The organism is Afifella sp. JA880 (assembly GCF_025379905.1).
In the GTDB taxonomy this organism is placed as follows: Bacteria; Pseudomonadota; Alphaproteobacteria; order Rhizobiales; family Afifellaceae; genus Afifella; species Afifella aestuarii.
The window spans coordinates 863,016-881,978 of the sequence record NZ_JAOANH010000003.1; the positions used below are offsets into that span (position 1 = coordinate 863,016).

Here is an 18,963-nt window from a genome sequence, read left to right on the forward strand (position 1 = left end):
CGTGGCCGAGGAAGAGGATCTGGAGGGCGTCGGCAACCGGCGCTTCAGGGCGCGGTGTCTAGCAAGTCTCGCTCGCCTTGCCAATCAATGAGCGCGGCGGCGGCCGTGCGGACGGATTCAAGGCCGCTATCCTTGAAGCTCGACGTGGCCAGAATCTCCGGAAAAGCGGCGGGGCGCTTGCGGATCGCTTCGGCGGTCGCCTCGATCAGGCGCTTGAGCTCGCCGGGTTTCGGCTTGTCGGCCTTCGTCAGAACGATCTGGTAGGTGACGGCCGCCGTATCGAGTTCCTTCATCACGGTGAGGTCGGCCGCTTTGAGCCCGTGGCGAGCGTCGACGAGAAGAAAGACGCGCCGGAGCGTCGCCCGGCCCTTCAGGTAGTCGTGGATGAGCTTCGTCCAGTCTTCGACCTTGTCCTTCGGCGCCTTGGCAAAGCCGTAGCCGGGCATGTCGACGAGGGCGATGAGAGGCTCCTCGCCGCTGTCGCCGGGACGGTCCGGGACGAAGAAATTGAGCGCCTGCGTGCGCCCCGGCGTCTTGGAGGTGCGGGCGAGGTCCTTCTGGCGCGTCAGCGCATTGATCAGGCTCGACTTGCCGACATTCGAGCGGCCGGCGAAGGCGATCTCGACGGGGCCTTCTGGAGGAAGCGCCGCGAGGTTGGGCGCGGAGGCGACATAACGCCAGGGAGAACCCCAGGGATTGGCCTGCCGGCTGCTCCGCTCGCTGTCACTTTGGCCCTCAGGCGGCTCATGCGGCATGGCTTGATCTCACCTGTTCGGGGAGCGGCCGGCACCTTGCCGGCCGCTTTCGCCTATTCGGCGGGCGTGTCGGACTTGCGGCCGAAGAGGCCCTTCATATTGTCCCACAGCTCGATTTTCACGCCGTTGCGCCGCATGATGATGCCCTGCTGCAGCACCGACAGGAAGTTGTTCCAGGCCCAGTAGATGACGAGGCCGGCCGGGAACGACGCCAGCATGAACATGAAGATCAAGGGCATCCAGTTGAAGATCATCGCCTGTGTCTTGTCGGGCGGCTGCGGGTTCATGCGCATCTGCACGAACATCGTGAGACCCATGATGAGCGGCCACACGCCGAGATGCAGGAAGCTCGCCTCGAACGGCAGCAGCCCGAACAGGTTGAAGATGTTCGTCGGATCGGGCGCCGAAAGGTCTTTGATCCAGCCGAAGAACGGCGCATGCCGCATTTCGATGGTGACGAAGAGCACCTTGTAGAGCGAGAAGAACACCGGGATCTGAATGAGCACCGGCCAGCAGCCGGCAAGCGGATTGATCTTCTCCCGCCTGTAGAGCTCCATCATCTCCTTCTGCATCGCCGGCTTGTCGTCTTTGTAGCGCTCTTGCAGCTTTTTGATCTGCGGCTGCATCTTCTTCATCTTCGACATCGAGGCGTACGACTTGTTCGCCAGCGGGAAGAAGATGGCTTTGACGATGACCGTGACGGCGAGGATCGCCAGGCCGAAATTGCCGAGGAAGCGGAACAGGAAGTCGATGACGAAGAACATCGGCTTCGTCAGGAAATAGAACCAGCCCCAGTCGATCAGGAGGTCGAGCCGGTCGATGTCGAAGCTCTGCTCGTACTGCTTCAGGAGCGTGACGACCTTGGCGCCGGCGAAAAGCAGCGTCTCGTGATTGGCCGATGCGCCGGGCTCGACGGTGACGGCATCGCCCAGAAAATCCGCCTGATAGGTCGGCACAGCTCCGTCTTCGGTCCGCAGGAAGCGGCCCTGGAACGGTGATTTGCCGCGCGGAATGAGGGCGGACGCCCAGTATTTGTCGGTGATGCCGAGCCAGCCGTCATTCGTCTTTGCGGGCGTGACGGACTCGTCCTCGAGATCCTTGTATTTGACTTCCTTGAGGCCTTCGTCGCCGAAGACGCCGATCGGGCCTTCATGCAGGATGTAGAAGCTGCGACCGCCCGGCGTACCGTGCCGGCTGATCAGGCCATAAGGATAAAGCGTTACGGGCGCGCCGGAGGAATTCTCCACGCTTTGCGACACCGTGAACATGTAATTGTCGTCGACGGCGATCTGGCGCTTGAAGACGAGACCCTGGCCGTTGTCCCAGGTAAGGGTGACGGGCTTTTCCGGTGTCAGCGTATCCGCGTCGGCCTCCCAGACCGTATTGGCGTCCGGAACCGCCGGCCCGCCCGCAGAGGCCACCCAGCCGAAATCGGCATAATAGGGGTCGGCACTGCCGATCGGCGAGAAAAGCTCGATCATCGGGCTCTTCGGATCGGGCGTCGCGTGGTAGCGCTTCAGATCGAGTTCGTCGATGCGTCCGCCGACGAGGCTGATGGAGCCTTGAAGTGCCGGTGTATCGACGGCAAGCCGGGGCGTATCGGCGGCGGGCTCGGCCGTGCCGCCCGTTGCAGGCGCCGTCTCGCTCGCGGAAGGCGGAATTTGCGGCGCCGCGCCAGCCGGGGCATCGGCACCCGCGGGGGCACCTGCGGGCGCGGTCGCGCCTGGTGTGCCGGCAACAGACGTTTCCTGGTCCGTCGCCTTCTGCACCTCTTCCTGCTGTTGCTGGCGCTGCGCTTCGATGCGCGGTCCGGCGACGAAATACTGCCAGCCGAGCAGGATCGCCAGCGACAGGGCGATGGCGATAATGACGTTACGGTTGTTGTCCATCAGCGTCCCGTCCTCCGCGCTCGGGCGGAATTTTATGGGGGCCGCGGCGCTTTCTGCGCGAACGGCTCGAATGATCGTTGTGAGCCGTCTCGCTCGAAGCGGTGAGCGCCGTGGAGAGTGCGCCGACCAAATCGGCGAAATCGGCTCGAAGTGCCGGCAAGCGTGCGATGACGACGAGGTCGCGCCCGGTCTGCTGTCGTTCGCTGACAGCCTCCCTTACCGCCTCTTTCAGGCGCCTGCGGATACGGTTGCGCACCACCGCCTGGCGGGCCACGCGTTTGGAAACCGTAAAGCCGATGCGCCCCTCATCTGAATCGCCGCGATCACGGCTTTCCAGAACGAAATAGGGACCCGCCCGGCGAAAGCCCTTGCGAGCTGCCAGGAAGTCCCTTCGTTTTTTGAGGCGCTGCATGGCGCCGAAGCTTACGCAGACAGGCGCTTGCGTCCCTTCGCACGTCTGCGGGCGAGAACCTTGCGGCCGTTCTTGGTGGCCATGCGAGCACGGAAGCCATGGCGACGCTTGCGCACGAGGCGGCTCGGTTGAAAAGTCCGTTTCATAATCGTTCTGCCGCCTGCGGCAGCCCTCAAGCTGGTGAACGGAAGTCAGCCGGCACCTATGACCGAAATGCTGCTTCGATGTTCGGAATTCGGACCGTGCGCCATTGCGGCACGGTGCTTTTCGCGTGCGCGATATAGTGGCAATGCCTGGCCGAAGTCAACGCGCGTTCCAAAGGTCATGTGCGCATAAGAGAATGATCGCGTGATGTTCAATTCCGAGTGAAGCTCACCGTCTCCCGGCATGAACGCCTTACCTGGGGCTGAGAGGGCATTCTCGCGCGCGACATCAAATATCGCATCGAGCGGCTGAGGAACATGTGGCGAGGCAGCGCCGAAGGATCGCAGGCGAATGGCCGAGAATAATGTCGGGACAAAAGTCAGGGAACGAAGAGCGGATGGGCGGGGCGAAACCGAAGGCCCGATGGGGGACGGCATAGAAGAGCATCCCTCCAGCGAAGCGCCGCGGGCGCTATGGCTGCGTTTCCTTCCGGTCGGGATTGTCGTGCTCCTTCTCCTCCTGCTCTATGCGGGGGGCTTTCAGGAGTTTCTCTCTCTCAATGCTCTTCAAGAAGAGAGCGAAGCCCTCAAAGGCTTCGTTGACGATCGGCTCGCGCTTGCCGGGCTTCTCTATGTCATTGTCTATATCACCCTCGTCGCCGTCTCCTTTCCGGGGGCGAGCATCGTCACGATCTCGGGGGGATTGCTCTTTGGTTGGGCGCTGGGTGGCGCCCTGTCGGCCGTGGGCGCCACGATCGGCGCTTGCATCATCTTTCTCATTGCCCGCACCTCCTTCGGCACGGTCCTCGCCCGCCGTGCCGGCCCGCGCCTGAAACGCCTGCGGGCAGGCTTCCAGGAAGACGCCTTTCATTATCTTCTGTTTTTGCGCCTCGCGCCGATCTTTCCGTTCTGGGTGATCAATCTCGCCCCGGCGCTTTTCGACATGCGCCTCGGCGCCTATGCGCTTGCGACCTTCCTCGGCATTCTTCCGGGCACCTTCGCGTATTCCTATTTCGGCGAGGGTGTGGGCACGGCTCTCGACGAAGAAGGGCCGGTCGTTTCGACGCAGCTTCTTCTCGGGCTTGTCGTCCTTGCCCTTGCCGCTCTTCTTCCCATCATGTTGAAGCGCTGGAGGGCCCGAAATGTCGGCAAAAAGACGTGACCGTTTGACGTGACAGAAGAGATCAAGACCGACATTTGCGTGATCGGCGCGGGCTCCGCCGGCCTGACGCTCGCGGCGGCCGCATCGGCTTTCGACGTTCCGACAGTTCTGGTCGAGAACGGCAGGATGGGCGGCGATTGCCTGAACTATGGCTGCGTTCCTTCGAAGGCCCTGATTGCGGCGGCGCGGCACGTGGCACATCTGCGCGAGGCGCCGGCTTTCGGCGTCAATGCTGGGGCCCCCGACGTCGATTTCGCGGCCGTTCACGCTCATATTCGCTCTGTCATCGCGGCGATCGCCCCCAACGATTCGCAGGAGCGTTTCACCGGTCTCGGCGTGCGCGTCATTCGCGAAAGGGCGTCTTTCCTGGATCGGCGCACAATTATTGCCGGCGAGACACGCATCAGCGCACGTCGCTTCGTCATCGCCACAGGCTCGTCGCCGCAGGTGCCCGACATCGAAGGGCTCGACGGTCTCGATTATCTCACCAACGAAACCCTCTTCGATCTGACGAAGCTGCCGACCCATCTCATCGTCATCGGTGGCGGACCGGTGGGTATGGAGATGGCGCAGGCGTTTCGCCGCCTCGGCTCGGAGGTCAGCCTCCTGGAGAGGGGCCGCCTCCTTTCTCACGATGATCCGGAACTTTCCGATCACGTTCGCCGCCGTCTCGTCGCCGAAGGCGTCACCATCCATGAAGAGACGGAGATTTCGCGCGTGGCCCGGCGCGGACGATACGGCGTGCGCGTTCATGTAAAAAAGCCGGACGGCGCCGAAGAAGCCGTCGATGGGACGCAGATCCTGGTCGCAACGGGTCGGCGGCCGAATGTCGGCAGGCTCGATCTCGACAAGGCAGGGATCGATTTCGACGACCCCGGCATCAAGGTGGGCGCGAACCTGCGCACCCGCAACCGTCGCGTCTATGCCGTCGGCGACGTGACGGGCGGACCGAATTTCACCCATTGGGCCGGCTATGAGGCAGGGCTCTTGCTGCGTCCGCTGCTGTTTCGGATCGGCGCGCGGCCGCAGCGCGACCTTCTGCCTTGGGTCACCTACACCGATCCGGAACTCGCTCATGCCGGCTTGACGCTTGAGGAGGCGGAGCGGCGCCATGGCCATGTGCGGGTTTTGCGCTGGCCCGTCGCTGAGAACGATCGCGCCCGGGCGGAACGGCAAACGGAGGGGCTGATCCGCCTCGTCACGACGCGGCAGGGTCGCCTTCTCGGGGTCGACATTGTGGCCCGCAATGCGGGCGAGATGATTGCCCCCTATGCGCTGGCGCTCTCGAAACGTCTCAATGTGCGCGATATGATGGGCATGCTCCTGCCTTATCCGACTGTTTCGGAGGTGGGAAAGCGCGCGGCGACGAGCTTCTATCTCCCGGTCCCGAATAAGGCGAAGGCGCTCGCACGTTTTCTGCGCCGCTTCGGCTGAAAGGCAGGCGTGAATGCGGCCTTTTGTGATGTGGCGCGCGCGAGGATCGCGAGACGTCTGAGGAGTGCTTGGTGGCGCTTGAGGAAAAGCCCCCGGAGAACATGACGAGAAAGTCGCGGCTTGCCGAGCTGTGGCCGGTTCGAGGGCTGTCGGGCAAGCTTCTCGTGCTGACGATCACCTTCGTCATGGTCGCGGAAGTGCTGATCTACGTGCCTTCCATCGCCAATTTCCGCAATATGTGGCTCGACGAGAAGCTCGAGGCGGCGTCGATCGCGGCCCTTGCGGCCTCAAGCCCCGGTGCCACTCCTTTCCCGGAAGATCTGCAGAAGCGTCTCTTGCAGGCGATCGGCATGGAAGCGATCGCGATGATGGAGAACGGCCAGCATATCCTGATCGCGGCCGGCAACATGCCGGAAGAAGTGGCAGTCCATCAGGATCTGCGCGAACTGGGTCCTGCCGAGGCGATCGCGGCGGCCTTCGGCACGCTCTTTTCGGGGGGCGGGGACCGGCTCATCCGCGTTTCGGGCGAACCTCCGGCCGGCATGGCGATGTTCGAGATCGTGTTGCGCGAGGATGGTCTGCGCCAGGCCATGCTGCGGTACTCACGCAATATCCTGCTTCTCTCCATGGCGATTTCCGTCATCACCGCCTCCTTCGTCTATCTGGCGTTGAGGCGGATGATCGTTCGGCCCATCCAGAAACTCGCCGCCAGCATGCAGGACTTTTCCGCCGATCCGGAGGATGTGCGCTGCGAGGTCACGCCGACCGGCCGCCATGACGAGATCGGCCGGGCGGAGGAGCGTTTCGCCGAAATGCAGGCGGCCTTGCGCGACATGTTGCATCAGCGCCGGCATCTCGCCAATCTCGGTCTCGCGGTCTCCAAGATCAATCACGACCTGAGAAACATCCTGGCCTCCGCCCAGCTCTTCTCAGACCATCTCGGCGAGGCGCAGGACCCGCTCGTGCGCCGCATCGCGCCGAAGCTTGTGGGCACGATCGATCGGGCGATCGGCTACACCCGCTCGGTTCTCGCCTATGGCCGCGCCGAAGAGGCGGAGCCCGTGCGCCGGCTCGTCTCCGCCCGGAGGCTGGTGGAGGAGGTGGCGGAAATCCTGAGCCTGACGCCGGACGGTACCGTCGTTTTCGAAAACAGAGTCCCGGGCGACCTGGAGATCGACGCCGATCCTGACCAGTTCTTCCGCGTTATGCTCAACCTCTGCCGCAATGCGCAGGAGGCGCTCGTCTCGGATGAAAACGCATCCGTCATCCGCCGCCTTTGGGTCGAAGGGGAACGCACGGGCGCGGTTGCGCACCTGCGTGTTTGTGACACGGGGCCGGGTCTTCCGAAGCGGGCGCGCGAGGCGCTTTTCAAACCCTTCCAGGGCTCCACGCGGCCGGGCGGTGTCGGACTTGGTCTTGCGATAGCGCAGGAGATCGTAGCTGCCCATGGCGGAGAAATAGAGCTTTTGGAGCGGGCTGGGGCCGGAACCATCTTCCAGATCGAGATCCCCGACCGTCCGGCGCGGCTGGCTGATATGCGCGATCGCCGCAAAGCATAAAAGCCGTGAAAGAGGCGGCGAGAGGTGCTTGCAATCCGTCTTCTGAGCGATTAGGTGTGTCGCTCCGCGCCGCAGCCGATGGGCCTGCGACGATAGCGGCAAGCACCGGTAGCTCAGCTGGATAGAGCACCAGACTACGAATCTGGGGGTCAGGGGTTCGAATCCTCTCCGGTGCGCCATTTCCCCTCAAAATCAGAATTTTCGCTCTCGCGTTCTGTCGAGTGGCTCTTGAGCCCGCTTGCTGGGTTTTCTTCGTTTGCGCCAGGCAGGCGATGCAGGCTTTCCGAAAACGAGCGCATGTCGGCGGGCGCGCGAGGCTGTCGGGCCATGTCCCCTGTCAGACCATTTCCAAGGAATGGTCTTCGATCCATTCGTCGAAAGCGATGATAAGAGGGCTGAGTGATCTTCCCCGTTCGGTCAGCGAGTATTCGACGCGCGGAGGCACCTCAGGGTAGGCGAATCGGGTCACCAGACCCGCACCTTCGAGCCGTTTGAGGGTCTGGATCAGCATCTTTTCGGAGATGCCGCCGATCCTGCGCCGTAAGGCGCTCGTTCGCATCGTCCCTTCGCTCAGCGCATGCAACGTCAACAGCGACCATTTCTCTGCAAGCAGGGAAAGCACTGCACGTGCCGGACAATCCGGGTTCATGACGTCGCATTCGAGATTTCGAAAATCAGACATTTTAACACTTACCAATAGGTAGGTACTTCCAGATTCAGGTGTACCTTCTTAGATGCCGTGCTTCAATCCACTCTTGGAGCAATTTCGATGCGCTTTCTATCGATCGTCACCGGCCTCGCTCTTGCGGCCGCTGGCTCTCTGTCTTCGGCCGTGGCCGCGCCGCAAAGCGCCGGATCCGACGTGGAGATTGCCGTCACGTCCCCGGCACAGCAGCAGGCGCCGGGCTATTACAGGTTCAAACTGGGCGAGCTGACCATCACCGTCCTGTCCGATGGCACCGCGGCAATACCTTGGGATGAAATCCTGAAGGGGATGTCGCCGGAGGAAATCCAGGCGACCTTCGAGAAGGTGGGCGAGACGACGCGACGCGACACGTCGATCAACGCGTTTCTGATCGATACGGGCTCGAGGCGGATATTGATCGATGCGGGCGCCGGCGCATTGTTCGGTGCGTGCTGCGGACGCCTGCCCACGGTTCTCCAACAGGCCGGCTATCCCGCCGAAACGATCGACGCCGTTCTGCTCACCCATGTTCATGGCGATCATTCGGGGGCCTGACGGTCGCGGGCGAGCGCGTCTTCCCCAATGCCGATATCTACCTTTCGCAAGCCGAATATGACTATTGGATGAGCGATGACGAGCGCGCGCGGGCGGGCGAAAGCCACAAGAAGATGTTCGCCGAGGGGCGCGCGGCTTTGGCGCCTTACGAGGCAGCCGGCAGGCTGCATTTCTTCACCGGCGAGACGGCGCTGTTTCCCGAAATCACCGCCATTCCTGCGCCGGGCCACACACCGGGACACAGCTTTTACCGGATCGCCAGCCAGGGGCAGCATGTTCTGGTGGTGGGAGACATCATCCACGCCGCCGAAGTGCAGTTTTCACACCCCGACGTCACGGCGGATTTCGACGCCGATCCGGCGCAGGCTCGCGCGACGCGCCAACGCACGCTTGCCGAGCTGGCTGAGACGCACGAACTGATCGCCGCCGAGCATGTCAGCTTTCCGGGCCTTGGCCATCTGACGCAGAACGGCAGCGGCTATCAATGGACGGCGCAGCCTTACCAGGGGGCGGTCACCAAGGCGGCCGAGTGATCCGCTTCCCCGTGATCCACCTCAGCGGGATCCACGTCGCCGGGTCATCGGCTTCGGCATGAAGTAGGCCTATGGCGCAGACATAGCTCTGCTTTCGCCCGGTGCGCGTATTTCGTCCCCCCCAGGCGCGACTGCGCACGTGGAGCCTCGTGCAGGCTTTTTGTTGTGCCAGCGGCGTTCACCTCTTTTTGTAGCGCAGCGCGTCGACGAGAAGGGCGAAGGCGGGAGATTGCTGGCGCCGGCTCGGGTAGTAGAGATGGTATCCCGAGAACGGCTCGCACCAATCCGTAAGCACGCGGACGAGGCGCCCGGCGTCGAGATGCGGCCGGGCCTCCGCCTCGGGCACATAGGCCAGTCCGAGCCCTGCGAGCGCGGCCTTCAGGAGCATTGCGACGCTGTTGAAGACAAGCTGTCCGTCGACGCGCACACGCAGCTCCCGCCCGTTCTTTTCAAACTCCCAGGCGTAAAGCCCGCCATGGGTCGGCAGCCGCAGATTGATGCAATTGTGCGCGGTGAGATCCTGTGGCGTTTGCGGGTGGGGCCTCGCCTCGAAATAGCTGGGGCTTGCCACAACGGCCATCCGCATGTCGGGACCGATGGGAACGGCGATCATGTCCTTCGCCACCATTTCGATGCTGCGCACCCCGGCATCGTAGCGCTCGGCGACGATGTCGGTCAGGCCGAAATCGATGACGATCTCCACCTTGATGTCGGGATAGTCCGGCAGGAAGCGTTCAAGCGCCGGCCACAGCACCATCGTTGCGGCATGTTCATCGGCGGTGATGCGGATCGTGCCGGCAGGTTTCTCGCGCAATTCGCTCAAGGCCGCCAATTCCGCGTCGATCTCGTCGAGACGTGGTCCGAGCACGAGCTCCAGGCGCTCGCCGGCTTCCGTCGTCTGCACGCTGCGCGTGGTGCGCGAGAGCAGGCGCAGCCCGAGCCGGCTTTCCAGATTGCGGATCGTCTGACTGAGAGCAGATTGCGAGACGCCGAGATTCGCCGCCGCCTTGGTGAAGCTGCGTGCCCGGGCAACGGCCAGAAAGGCAGCGAGATCGTTGAGGTTTTCGGAGGGCATAGATTAGGCCGGCTAATAAGTGTGTTCAGATAATATGGCCTAATTGGACAAATGGGAGTGATTATATCTGGGGCCAAGGCGCCGATGGAGGCGCCCACGCATTCTCAGACGAGAAGGAGGCCAGAATGGATATCAAACGCAGCGGCTCCCAGCCCTCTGCCCCTGGGCCGGAAGACTATTTCACCGGCGCGGTTCGCATCGATCCTCTTATGAGCCCGCCCGACCCGGCGCGGGTCGCCGGAGCGAGTGTCACCTTCGAGGCTGGGGCGCGAACGGCCTGGCACACGCATCCTTTGGGCCAGACGCTGATCGTCACCGCGGGCTGCGGATGGGTTCAGCGCCAGGGTGGGCCGATTGAGGAGATCCGACCGGGCGATGTCGTCTGGTTTGAGCCCGGCGAGAAGCATTGGCATGGCGCGACGCCCACGACCGCCATGACGCATATCGCCATCCAGGAGAAGCTGAATGGCTCTCCGGTCGATTGGCTGGAGCATGTAACGGACGAGGAATACCGCAAATGAGCAGGCGAGAACCGCCGGCTGCTCCATCGCCGAAGCTGTGGCGTTCGGAAGGTGGTCAGAGCGTTCCGCGCCTCGGCTGTGGATCCAACAAACAAGGAGTTTTCCAATGAGTGACAACATCAAGGGCAAGGTCATCGTCATCACCGGCGCCAGCAGCGGTCTCGGCGAAGCGACGGCGCGGCATCTCGCCGAGCAGGGTGCGACGGTGGTTCTCGGCGCGCGCCGAGCGGAGCGCATCGACGCAATTGCCAAGGAACTGACGGATCAAGGCCACAAGGCTCTCGCCGTGACCACGGATGTCACCCGCCGCGATCAGGTGGCGGCGCTCGTCGACAAGGCTGTCGAGACGTTCGGCCGTATCGACGTCATGTTGAACAATGCCGGTTTGATGCCGCTGGCACCGCTTGAACGTCTGAAGATCGACGAATGGGACCGTATGGTCGACGTCAATGTGAAAGGCGTGCTCTACGGGATTGCTGCCGCGCTCCCTCACATGAAGCGGCAGAAGAGCGGGCACATCATCAACGTGTCATCTGTCTATGGACACAAGGTTGCGCCCGGCGCGGCCGTCTATTGCGGCACGAAATACGCTGTGCGCGCAATTTCGGAGGGGCTGCGGCAAGAGGTGAAGCCCTATGACATCCGCACGACGGTGATCTCGCCGGGGGCGGTCGCGACCGAGCTTCTCGACCATATCAGCGAAGAGGACATCGCCAAGGGTGTCCGTGAGCACGTGGCCGAAATTGCGGTTCCGGCGCTGTCTTTCGCCCGCATGGTCGCCTTTGCGGTCAGCCAGCCGGCCGAAGTCGATGTGAATGAGATTTTGTTCCGGCCGACGAGCCAGCCGGTCTGAGACAAAAATGGCCCTTGCCCGATCGCTCGCGTCAAAGGCCCGCAAGCGCGCCCGATCCTCCCATTTCAAAGCGAGGATCGGGCCGCGACTTCTCAGAGTTCGCCGGCTTCTTCCAGAACGCGGCGGGCGATGCGGAAGCATTCCACCCCGCACGGCACGCCGGCATAAATCGCCACGGCGTGCCTTGCTCCCGTCTGCCGCAACGCGCAGACATTGCGTGTGACGGCCATCTCGCGACTTTGTCGCCGCCACTCATGTCACCCTGCCGTGTTCCGCCAGGAAGTCGAGCAGCCCCCGCACGCGCGATGGCAGCGGGCCGCCCTGGCCGAGATAGACTGCGTGGAAGGCTTCCTTCTCGCCCGCATCGAGATGGGTGAGGACCGGCACGAGGCGGCCGGCGCTTATATCTTCGCGCACGGTGAATGCGGCGAGGCGCGCGAGGCCGACGCCCGCCAGCGCGAGCCGGCGCAGGCCCTCGCCGTCGCTGGCCTGCACGCGGCCCGTCGCCGGCACCACGACGGTTTTGCCGTTCTCCCGCAATGACCATCCATCGACGGCGCGCGCATAGCCGAAGTCGATGCAAGTGTGCGCGTCGAGATCGGCGATCGAATGCGGCTCTCCGCAGCGTTCCAGATAGGAGGGTGCGGCGACGATGGTGAGCGGCGTCTCGCCGAGCTTGCGCGCGACCAGGCTGGAGCTTTTCATCGGTCCGGCCCGGATTGCGACATCGGTGCGCTCGGCCAGCAGATCGATGACCGCATCGGTCTGGACGATGTCGAGCGTCACCCCCGGATAGTGGTGAAGGAACGCCGGCAGGAGCGGCGCGAGGATGTGACTGGCGTAGGAGGCGCTGGTATTGACGCGCACCCGGCCGACCGCCTGCTCGCCGAGACCGGCCACCCTTTCGGCATCCTCCAGGTCGGCGAGGATGCGCGTCGCTCGTTCGTAGAAAGCACAGCCTTCCGGCGTGAGCTGGAGCTGTCGCGTCGAGCGGTTGAGCAATCTCGTGCCGAGCCGGGTTTCCAGGCGGCTCATGAGCTTGCTCACCGCCGAAGGGGTCATCCTTGCGGCGCGCGCAGCGGGCGAGAAGCCGCCTTGCTCGACCACGCGGACGAACACCTCCATCTCCCCGGACCGATTGACGTCCAGCCGTCCCATGATGAAATCATCTCACAAGTTATGTTCCGGGGCGCATCCTATTTCATCCACCCGTGAATCTCTACCTTGCGGGAAATCGTTGCGGATGAAGATGGAGATCGCGTCATGCCGCTGGCCCTCCACGCCCTGACGGTCGGAGCCTTCGGCATCGGCGTCACAGAATTCGTCATCATGGGCCTTCTGCTGGAGATTGGCCGAGAGCTCGATGTCACGATTGCGACCAGCGGTCTCTTGATATCCGGCTACGCCCTCGGCGTGACCATCGGCGCGCCGGTCCTGACTGCGCTTTCCGGGCGCTGGCCGCGCAAGCATGTGCTCGTCGGGTTGATGGTCATTTTCGTTCTCGGCAACGCCGCCTGCGCGCTCGCCCCGACTTATGCATGGCTGATGGCCGCGCGCGTATTGACCGCGCTGACGCACGGCACGTTCTTCGGCGTCGGTGCCGTGGTCGCGACCGGGCTGGTGGCCGAGGAGAAGCGCGCTTCCGCCATTTCGATCATGTTCACGGGGCTGACCGTCGCAACCGTCCTCGGTGTCCCTTTCGGCACCTGGCTCGGCCAGCATTATGGCTGGCGCGCGACCTTCTGGGCGGTGACGCTTGTGGGTCTGGTCGCGCTTGTCGTGCTTGCGGCCCTGGTGCCGCAGGACCGAGCGCGACCGGAAATCTCCAACTGGCGCTCCGATCTGCGTGCCATCGCCCGCCGTCCCGTGCTGCTCGGTCTGCTGACGACCGTTCTCGGCTATGCCGGCGTCTTCGCCGTCTTCACCTATATCGCGCCGCTCTTGACGCAGATCGGTGATTTCCATGAGGCCGCGGTTTCGCCGATCCTGTTGGTCTTCGGCGGCGGTCTGGTCGTCGGCAACCTGTTCGGCGGCCGGCTGGCCGACAGCAACCTGGTCCGCGCCATGATTGCCACGCTGGCGGCCCTTGCTGTCGTTCTGGCGGCGATGACCTTCGCCCTCGACAGCCGGATTGCGGCGATCGTCTTCACCGGTCTCCTCGGTGCGGCGGGTTTTGCCACGGTCGCGCCCTTGCAGATGTGGGTGCTGTCGAAGGCCGAAGGCGCCGGCCAGAGCCTCGCCTCGAGCTTCAATATCGGGGCCTTCAATCTCGGCAACGCCATCGGCGCCTGGGCGGGCGGCATGGTCATCGAACACGGCCCGGGTCTTGGCCTGGTGCCGATGACGGCCGCGCTGTTTCCTCTTCTCGCCATTGCTGCGGCGCTGACCGCCGTCAGGGCGAGCAAGAGCACGGCTCTGACGCCTTCCTGCAATTCCGTTCAATAAGGATCAATCGCATGGATTATCGACCCCTCGGCAAATCCGGCCTCAAGGTGCCGGTTCTCAGCTTCGGCGCAGGCACCTTCGGCGGCACCGGCCCACTCTTCGGCAATTGGGGCACCTCGGACGCGACCGAAGCCCGGCGCCTCGTGGACATCTGCCTGGAGGCGGGCGTCAACCTGTTCGATACGGCCGATGTCTATTCCGACGGTGCGTCGGAAACCGTGCTCGGCGAGGCGCTGAAGGGCCGGCGCGATGCGGTGCTGATCTCGACGAAGACCGGCCTTCCCATGGGCGAGGGGCCAAATGATGCGGGATCCTCGCGCTTCCGGCTGATCCGGGCCGTGGAGGATGCGCTACAGCGCTTGAAGACCGATTATCTCGATCTCCTGCAGCTTCACGCCTTCGATGCCGGCACCCCGGTCGAGGAAGTCCTGTCGACGCTCGATACGCTCGTTCGCGCCGGCAAAGTCCGCTATGTCGGCGTCTCCAACTTCGCCGGCTGGCAGATCATGAAATCGCTCGCCGTCGCCGACCGCCATGGCTGGCCCCGCTATGTCGCCAACCAGGTGTATTACTCCCTTGTCGGGCGCGATTACGAATGGGATCTGATGCCGCTGGGCCTCGATCAGGGGCTCGGGGCGATGGTCTGGAGCCCGCTCGGCTGGGGCCGGCTCACCGGCAAGGTCCGCCGTGGAGCGCCGCTGCCGGAGGGAAGCCGCCTGCATGAAACCGCCAGCTTCGGACCGCCGGTCGAGGAGGAACACCTCTACCGTGTCGTCGATGCCCTCGACGCCATTGCCGAGGAGACCGGCCGAACGGTGCCACAGATCGCGCTCAACTGGCTGCTGCAGCGCCCGACCGTTTCCTCTGTGATCATCGGGGCACGCAACGAAGAACAGCTTCGTCAGAATCTCGGTGCCGTCGGCTGGAGCCTGACGGGGGAGCAGATCGCGACGCTGGACGAGGCGAGCGCCGTGACCGCGCCCTATCCGCATTTCCCCTATCGCCGGCAGGAGGGTTTTGCGCGCCTCGACCCGCCGATCGTGGGCTGACACCTCCACAAAACGCGAAACGAGGCGGCCCCTGTCACGGATCGCCTCGTTGATCGTCGTCTGGGACGCTTGTAGCGGCGGGTGTGGGCGCGCCCGACCCGATTGTTGACGGCAGGTTCGGCCCGCAATGACGGCAGGTGCGGCCCGCAATGTTGGGCTTAGAGTTCGCCGGCTTCTTCCAGGACGCGGCGGGCGATGCGGAAGCACTCCACCCCGCACGGCACGCCGGCATAGATCGCCACGACATGGACGGCGGCGCGGATCTCTTCCTTGGAGACGCCGTTCGTCAGGGCGCCACGGCAATGCGTTTCCCATTCGTGCCAGCGGCCGAGGGCGCCAAGCATGGCGAGATTCATGAGGCTGCGGGTTTTCGGCGGGATGGCCTCATCGCCCCAGCCAAAGCCCCAGCACCAGGCGGTCATGGCCTCCTGAAAGGGCAGGCTGAACTCGTCGGCCGCGGCGAGGTTGCGCTCCACATATTCCGCACCGAGCGTTCCCTTGCGCTTGGCGAGCCCCTTCTCGAACATCTTCTGATCCATCTTTAAGGTCCCTTCTTTCCTGAGCTCTCTTCAGATTTGGCTGTGGTGAGCCCGCCTCAGCGTCCGCGACGTCACAAGCCGCGGGTGAAGGCAGGTTTTAATGTGTGGGAGGGATGCGGCCGGCCAGCTCCGCCGGCTTGCGCGGGCCGAAAGGTTCGCGCCTTTGCGGCACTGCCGCGCGGGCTCGAGCCGGGCTGCGCATCTTTCAGCGCGGCTGCCGCCGAACGGTCCATCTTTCCTCCCCTTGAGGTGACGCAGGCGCTCGCACGGAGCGCCTGCGTCCATTTTCTTATTATGATGATCATACAATCATAACTGATGGGGTCAATCGCGGAAAATCGATCCGCATTCAAACGGCCGATTTTCGGACCTCAGCGGATGATGAAGGGATTGGCGACGGCGGTTTCGGTCGCGATCCACACCGACTTCACCTGGAGATATTCCTTGATGGCTTCGAGGCCGCTTTCGCGGCCGATACCGCTGCGTTTGAAGCCGCCGAAGGGCGAGGTGTAGCTGATGGCACGATAGGTGTTGACCCAGACGGTGCCGGCGCGCAACCGCTCCGACATGCGCAGGGCCCGGCCCATATCCTTCGTCCACACGCCGGCTGCGAGGCCGAAATCGACGGCATTGGCAATCCGCACTGCGTCCTCTTCATCCTCGAACGGGATGACGGCGAGAACCGGGCCGAACACCTCCTCCTGGGCGATGCGCATCTCGTTGCTGACGCCGGTGAAGACCGTCGGCTCGACGAACTGCCCGCCCGGCTGACCCTCGACCGGTTTGCCGCCAAGGACGCATTTTGCCCCTTCGGCTCGGGCGATTTCGATATAGTCCAGCACCTTGCGATATTGCGCGGGGGTCGTGACCGGGCCGACATTGGTGTCTGCCAGCATCGGGTCGCCGATCTTCGCCTCGCGGGCCACCTCAAGGAGCCGCTCCACGAAGCGATCGTGGATCGAGCGCTGCAAAAGAAGCCTCGAACCGGCGATGCAGGTCTGGCCCGTGGCAGCGAAAATACCGGAAATTGCCCCCATCACCGCGGCGTCGATCTCCGCATCCTCGAAAACGACGTTGGGCGATTTGCCGCCGAGTTCGAGCGAGACGTGTTTGATCTGTTTCGCGGCCGTCTCATAGACCTTCTGCCCACCGATATCGGACCCGGTGAAGGCGATTTTCGAGACGCGCGGATGCTCCACGAGCGGCGCGCCCGCTTCAAGGCCAAAGCCCGTGACCGTGTTGACGACGCCTGCCGGGAAACCGGCCTTTTCAAAGAGCGTCATGAATTCGAGCGTCGAGGCGGAGGTGAATTCCGACGGCTTGATCACCGCCGCATTGCCAGCGGCAAGTGAGGCCGCGAGCTTCCACGCGAGCAGCAGGAGCGGTGAGTTCCACGGCGTGATCATGCCGACGACACCGAGCGGCTCGTAGCGGGTGAAATTGAAAATCCCGCCCTTGTCGGTCGGGATGACGGCGCCTTCGATCTTGTCGGCGAGCCCGCCGTAATAGCGGTACCATTCGGCGAGATATTTCGTCTGCGAGAACATCTCCGCATAGAGCTTGCCGTTGTCGCGGACCTCGATTTCCGCCAGCCGCTCCGCATCCGCCTCGATGTGCTCGGCGAGGCGGCAAAGCGCTTTGCCGCGTGCGGACGGGGTCAACGCGCTCCATTCCTCGAAGCCGGCCTCGGCCGCGGCAACGGCCTTTTCAATGTCGGATTTCGTCCCGCGAGCGATCTCCGCCCAGGCGTCACCCGTATAGGGGTTCTTCGTCTCAAACCATTCGCCTTCGGCGGGATCGACAAAGCTCCCACCGATGAAATGCCCGTAGCGCTGCATCCTGACCTCCCATGTCGTGTGATCGTTGGGGCGAAATTGGCAGAAACCGATCTCGACGTCCACGTATGATTGTATGAGCAGTTTTCACTTGACGAGCGCGTTTGATGCCGCAACACTTCATTCAATAAGACAATCATAGAGTGGGAGGAAAATATGCACCGGAAAGGCAAGGGACCGACCGACTTTGCCGACGCAAGGTCGGCATCGCAGGAGAACTCCGTTTCGAAGAAGGGCGAGACCAAGAGCCCGGCCAGCACGCCGAAGGGGCTTTCGCGTTTGGCTCTCAACCGGCGGCATTTCCTCGCCGCAGGCGCGGCGACGCTCGCGACGCCCTATCTTTCGAAGGTCGCCCGTGCCCAGGGTTCCGACGTCAATGTCGGCGTGGTGGTGCCGCTGTCGGGCGCCAATGCGCAGTTCGGCGTCAATTCGCGCAACGGCATCCAGCTCGCTGCCGACCAGATCAACGACAATGGCGGCATCAAGGCTCTCGGCGGCGCGAAGATCAATCTCATCATCGCGGATTCGACGTCGACACCGACCAATGCGGCGACCGTCGGTCAGCGTTTGATCGCGCAGCAGAATGTCGTGGCGATCCTCGGCGCCTATGCCTCGTCGCTGTCGCTCGCACTGTCGGAAGCGACGGAGCGGCGCGACGTGCCGCTTCTCACCATGTCGTTCTCCGACATGATCACGGGCCGCGGCTTCAAGAACGTCTTCCAGGTGATCTCCAAGGCGACGACGATGGGCGCGGCGCAGTTGCGCGGTCCGGCGGGGGTGGCCGAAAAGGCCGGCAAGCCGTTGAAGTCGATCGCCATCATGTATGAGGACACGGCCTTCGGTACGTCGCAGGCCGGCGGCCTCCGCGAAACCGCGGCCGAGCTCGGCATCGAGGTGGTGATGGATGAGGCTTATCCTCTCGGCATCACCGACGTCACGCCGCTGATCAACCAGCTGCGCGGCACGAATGCCGACGCGGTCTTCCCCTGTTCCTATCTGAATGACGGTGTGCAGATCATCCGCACGATGCGCCAGCAGGGCATCGACATGCCGGTGATCGGCGGGGCCGGCGGCTATGTCATCCCGGACTTCCGGGCGGCACTCGGCGAATATGCCGAAAACGTCTTCTCGGTGGCGCCGAGCAATTACGATCTCGCCCCCGAACTGACGGACCCGTTCAAGGAGCGCTTTGGCTACTTCATGGTGCATGAAGCGATCGAGCACGCCGTCTGCCTCGACGTGCTTGCGAAGGCCCTCGAGATCTCGGGCGACACCGATTCCGATGCGCTCCGCGAGGCCTTGCGCAACAATCGCTTCGAAGGCGGATGGGCCGGCATCATCCCGGGCGGTGGGGTCGATTTCGACGAAACCGGTCTCAACACCCTCGCCAAGCCGATCATCGTGCAATGGCGTGGTGAGGATCTGGTGACGGTCTGGCCGGACGATGTCGCCACGAAAGAGGCTGTGTGGGCCGGCAAATAGCCGGCGCCACCGCAAACGTTCAACATTTCGCTAGAGA

Annotated in this window: 20 protein-coding genes and 1 tRNA gene; 11 read left to right on the forward strand and 10 right to left on the reverse strand. The window is 63.5% G+C overall.

Annotated elements, in window-relative coordinates; translation table 11 throughout:
- Window positions 1-44: 44 nt before the first annotated feature.
- The 4 genes from yihA to rpmH are packed head-to-tail and all read right to left on the reverse strand — an operon-like array spanning window position 45 to window position 3,202.
- Window positions 45-755 (reverse strand): ribosome biogenesis GTP-binding protein YihA/YsxC, encoded by a 711-nt coding sequence (gene yihA, locus NYQ83_RS17000; protein ID WP_261216045.1) that lies wholly within the window; start codon window positions 753-755, stop codon window positions 45-47.
- 53 nt (window positions 756-808) lie between these two features.
- Entirely contained in the window at window positions 809-2,644 is a 1,836-nt protein-coding gene (yidC, locus tag NYQ83_RS17005; RefSeq protein ID WP_261216046.1) for a membrane protein insertase YidC, read from the reverse strand.
- Entirely contained in the window at window positions 2,628-3,056 is a 429-nt protein-coding gene (gene rnpA / locus NYQ83_RS17010) for a ribonuclease P protein component (RefSeq protein WP_261216047.1), read from the reverse strand. The genes yidC and rnpA overlap by 17 nt, the downstream gene beginning before the upstream one ends.
- 11 nt (window positions 3,057-3,067) lie before the next feature.
- Complete coding sequence (gene rpmH, locus NYQ83_RS17015) at window positions 3,068-3,202, reverse strand: 50S ribosomal protein L34 (RefSeq protein WP_092811498.1); 135 nt, start codon at window positions 3,200-3,202, stop codon at window positions 3,068-3,070.
- Between the two features lie 349 nt (window positions 3,203-3,551).
- Here rpmH and NYQ83_RS17020 point away from each other — a divergent pair, with 349 nt between their 5' ends.
- The 4 genes from NYQ83_RS17020 to NYQ83_RS17035 all read left to right on the forward strand — a co-directional run bounded on the left by NYQ83_RS17020 (window position 3,552) and on the right by NYQ83_RS17035 (window position 7,533).
- The gene (locus NYQ83_RS17020) at window positions 3,552-4,361 is read left to right on the forward strand and encodes a TVP38/TMEM64 family protein (RefSeq protein WP_261216048.1); all 810 of its coding nucleotides are present in this window, start codon (window positions 3,552-3,554) and stop codon (window positions 4,359-4,361) included.
- Between the two features lie 9 nt (window positions 4,362-4,370).
- On the forward strand, window positions 4,371-5,795 hold the full coding sequence (locus NYQ83_RS17025; RefSeq protein ID WP_261216049.1) for a dihydrolipoyl dehydrogenase family protein: 1,425 nt from the start codon (window positions 4,371-4,373) through the stop codon (window positions 5,793-5,795).
- Between the two features lie 101 nt (window positions 5,796-5,896).
- A complete protein-coding gene (locus tag NYQ83_RS17030) occupies window positions 5,897-7,354 on the forward strand; it encodes a sensor histidine kinase (protein WP_261216050.1) in 1,458 nt (485 codons plus the stop codon).
- A gap of 102 nt (window positions 7,355-7,456) precedes the next feature.
- Window positions 7,457-7,533, forward strand: a tRNA-Arg gene (locus tag NYQ83_RS17035).
- A gap of 158 nt (window positions 7,534-7,691) precedes the next feature.
- On the opposite strand, the gene NYQ83_RS17040 is transcribed toward NYQ83_RS17035, so the two are convergent.
- On the reverse strand, window positions 7,692-8,036 hold the full coding sequence (locus tag NYQ83_RS17040; protein ID WP_128292052.1) for a winged helix-turn-helix transcriptional regulator: 345 nt from the start codon (window positions 8,034-8,036) through the stop codon (window positions 7,692-7,694).
- 87 nt (window positions 8,037-8,123) lie between these two features.
- On the opposite strand from NYQ83_RS17040, the gene NYQ83_RS17045 reads away from it, so the two are divergent.
- Both NYQ83_RS17045 and NYQ83_RS17050 read left to right on the forward strand, forming a co-directional pair.
- Window positions 8,124-8,594, forward strand: a complete 471-nt coding sequence (locus NYQ83_RS17045; protein ID WP_261216052.1) for an MBL fold metallo-hydrolase — start codon at window positions 8,124-8,126, stop codon at window positions 8,592-8,594.
- A 68-nt stretch (window positions 8,595-8,662) separates the two neighbouring features.
- Complete coding sequence (locus tag NYQ83_RS17050; RefSeq protein WP_261216054.1) at window positions 8,663-9,127, forward strand: MBL fold metallo-hydrolase; 465 nt, start codon at window positions 8,663-8,665, stop codon at window positions 9,125-9,127.
- Window positions 9,128-9,305: 178 nt separating this feature from the next.
- On the opposite strand, the gene NYQ83_RS17055 is transcribed toward NYQ83_RS17050, so the two are convergent.
- The gene (locus NYQ83_RS17055; protein ID WP_261216056.1) at window positions 9,306-10,202 is read right to left on the reverse strand and encodes a LysR family transcriptional regulator; all 897 of its coding nucleotides are present in this window, start codon (window positions 10,200-10,202) and stop codon (window positions 9,306-9,308) included.
- Between the two features lie 125 nt (window positions 10,203-10,327).
- Here NYQ83_RS17055 and NYQ83_RS17060 point away from each other — a divergent pair, with 125 nt between their 5' ends.
- Together NYQ83_RS17060 and NYQ83_RS17065 are read left to right on the forward strand one after the other, a co-directional pair.
- Window positions 10,328-10,723 carry a cupin domain-containing protein gene (locus NYQ83_RS17060; protein ID WP_261216058.1) on the forward strand — a complete coding sequence of 132 codons (396 nt, stop codon included), beginning with the start codon at window positions 10,328-10,330 and terminating at the stop codon, window positions 10,721-10,723.
- Between the two features lie 106 nt (window positions 10,724-10,829).
- Complete coding sequence (locus NYQ83_RS17065) at window positions 10,830-11,576, forward strand: SDR family oxidoreductase (RefSeq protein ID WP_261216059.1); 747 nt, start codon at window positions 10,830-10,832, stop codon at window positions 11,574-11,576.
- Window positions 11,577-11,668: 92 nt separating this feature from the next.
- Here the strand turns inward: NYQ83_RS17065 and NYQ83_RS17070 are convergent, their stop codons facing one another.
- Together NYQ83_RS17070 and NYQ83_RS17075 are read right to left on the reverse strand one after the other, a co-directional pair.
- Complete coding sequence (locus NYQ83_RS17070; protein ID WP_205649881.1) at window positions 11,669-11,806, reverse strand: hypothetical protein; 138 nt, start codon at window positions 11,804-11,806, stop codon at window positions 11,669-11,671.
- A 22-nt stretch (window positions 11,807-11,828) separates the two neighbouring features.
- Window positions 11,829-12,734 (reverse strand): LysR family transcriptional regulator, encoded by a 906-nt coding sequence (locus tag NYQ83_RS17075; RefSeq protein ID WP_261216060.1) that lies wholly within the window; start codon window positions 12,732-12,734, stop codon window positions 11,829-11,831.
- Between the two features lie 105 nt (window positions 12,735-12,839).
- On the opposite strand from NYQ83_RS17075, the gene NYQ83_RS17080 reads away from it, so the two are divergent.
- Together NYQ83_RS17080 and NYQ83_RS17085 are read left to right on the forward strand one after the other, a co-directional pair.
- A complete protein-coding gene (locus NYQ83_RS17080; RefSeq protein ID WP_261216061.1) occupies window positions 12,840-14,021 on the forward strand; it encodes an MFS transporter in 1,182 nt (393 codons plus the stop codon).
- A gap of 11 nt (window positions 14,022-14,032) precedes the next feature.
- The gene (locus tag NYQ83_RS17085) at window positions 14,033-15,070 is read left to right on the forward strand and encodes an aldo/keto reductase (protein WP_261216062.1); all 1,038 of its coding nucleotides are present in this window, start codon (window positions 14,033-14,035) and stop codon (window positions 15,068-15,070) included.
- 158 nt (window positions 15,071-15,228) lie between these two features.
- Here NYQ83_RS17085 and NYQ83_RS17090 read toward each other — a convergent pair whose 3' ends face one another.
- Both NYQ83_RS17090 and NYQ83_RS17095 read right to left on the reverse strand, forming a co-directional pair.
- Window positions 15,229-15,609 carry a carboxymuconolactone decarboxylase family protein gene (locus NYQ83_RS17090; RefSeq protein WP_128292060.1) on the reverse strand — a complete coding sequence of 127 codons (381 nt, stop codon included), beginning with the start codon at window positions 15,607-15,609 and terminating at the stop codon, window positions 15,229-15,231.
- A gap of 371 nt (window positions 15,610-15,980) precedes the next feature.
- Window positions 15,981-17,447 carry an aldehyde dehydrogenase gene (locus NYQ83_RS17095; protein ID WP_261216063.1) on the reverse strand — a complete coding sequence of 489 codons (1,467 nt, stop codon included), beginning with the start codon at window positions 17,445-17,447 and terminating at the stop codon, window positions 15,981-15,983.
- A 153-nt stretch (window positions 17,448-17,600) separates the two neighbouring features.
- On the opposite strand from NYQ83_RS17095, the gene NYQ83_RS17100 reads away from it, so the two are divergent.
- Window positions 17,601-18,926 carry an ABC transporter substrate-binding protein gene (locus NYQ83_RS17100; RefSeq protein WP_261216064.1) on the forward strand — a complete coding sequence of 442 codons (1,326 nt, stop codon included), beginning with the start codon at window positions 17,601-17,603 and terminating at the stop codon, window positions 18,924-18,926.
- Window positions 18,927-18,963 lie beyond the last annotated feature (37 nt).

Excerpts from the sequence above, each read along its gene's own strand:
- NYQ83_RS17060 (WP_261216058.1), top strand. The coding sequence starts at position 10,328 with ATGGATATCAAACGCAGCGGCTCCCAGCCCTCTGCCCCTGGGCCGGAA.
- NYQ83_RS17020 (WP_261216048.1), top strand. The coding sequence starts at position 3,552 with ATGGCCGAGAATAATGTCGGGACAAAAGTCAGGGAACGAAGAGCGGAT.
- rpmH (WP_092811498.1), bottom strand. The coding sequence starts at position 3,202 with ATGAAACGGACTTTTCAACCGAGCCGCCTCGTGCGCAAGCGTCGCCAT.
- NYQ83_RS17050 (WP_261216054.1), top strand. The coding sequence starts at position 8,663 with ATGAGCGATGACGAGCGCGCGCGGGCGGGCGAAAGCCACAAGAAGATG.
- NYQ83_RS17085 (WP_261216062.1), top strand. The coding sequence starts at position 14,033 with ATGGATTATCGACCCCTCGGCAAATCCGGCCTCAAGGTGCCGGTTCTC.
- rnpA (WP_261216047.1), bottom strand. The coding sequence starts at position 3,056 with ATGCAGCGCCTCAAAAAACGAAGGGACTTCCTGGCAGCTCGCAAGGGC.
- NYQ83_RS17040 (WP_128292052.1), bottom strand. The coding sequence starts at position 8,036 with ATGTCTGATTTTCGAAATCTCGAATGCGACGTCATGAACCCGGATTGT.
- NYQ83_RS17100 (WP_261216064.1), top strand. The coding sequence starts at position 17,601 with ATGCACCGGAAAGGCAAGGGACCGACCGACTTTGCCGACGCAAGGTCG.
- NYQ83_RS17030 (WP_261216050.1), top strand. The coding sequence starts at position 5,897 with ATGACGAGAAAGTCGCGGCTTGCCGAGCTGTGGCCGGTTCGAGGGCTG.
- NYQ83_RS17090 (WP_128292060.1), bottom strand. The coding sequence starts at position 15,609 with ATGGATCAGAAGATGTTCGAGAAGGGGCTCGCCAAGCGCAAGGGAACG.
- NYQ83_RS17055 (WP_261216056.1), bottom strand. The coding sequence starts at position 10,202 with ATGCCCTCCGAAAACCTCAACGATCTCGCTGCCTTTCTGGCCGTTGCC.
- NYQ83_RS17075 (WP_261216060.1), bottom strand. The coding sequence starts at position 12,734 with ATGGGACGGCTGGACGTCAATCGGTCCGGGGAGATGGAGGTGTTCGTC.
- NYQ83_RS17070 (WP_205649881.1), bottom strand. The coding sequence starts at position 11,806 with ATGGCCGTCACACGCAATGTCTGCGCGTTGCGGCAGACGGGAGCAAGG.
- NYQ83_RS17095 (WP_261216063.1), bottom strand. The coding sequence starts at position 17,447 with ATGCAGCGCTACGGGCATTTCATCGGTGGGAGCTTTGTCGATCCCGCC.
- NYQ83_RS17065 (WP_261216059.1), top strand. The coding sequence starts at position 10,830 with ATGAGTGACAACATCAAGGGCAAGGTCATCGTCATCACCGGCGCCAGC.
- yihA (WP_261216045.1), bottom strand. The coding sequence starts at position 755 with ATGCCGCATGAGCCGCCTGAGGGCCAAAGTGACAGCGAGCGGAGCAGC.
- yidC (WP_261216046.1), bottom strand. The coding sequence starts at position 2,644 with ATGGACAACAACCGTAACGTCATTATCGCCATCGCCCTGTCGCTGGCG.
- NYQ83_RS17045 (WP_261216052.1), top strand. The coding sequence starts at position 8,124 with ATGCGCTTTCTATCGATCGTCACCGGCCTCGCTCTTGCGGCCGCTGGC.
- NYQ83_RS17080 (WP_261216061.1), top strand. The coding sequence starts at position 12,840 with ATGCCGCTGGCCCTCCACGCCCTGACGGTCGGAGCCTTCGGCATCGGC.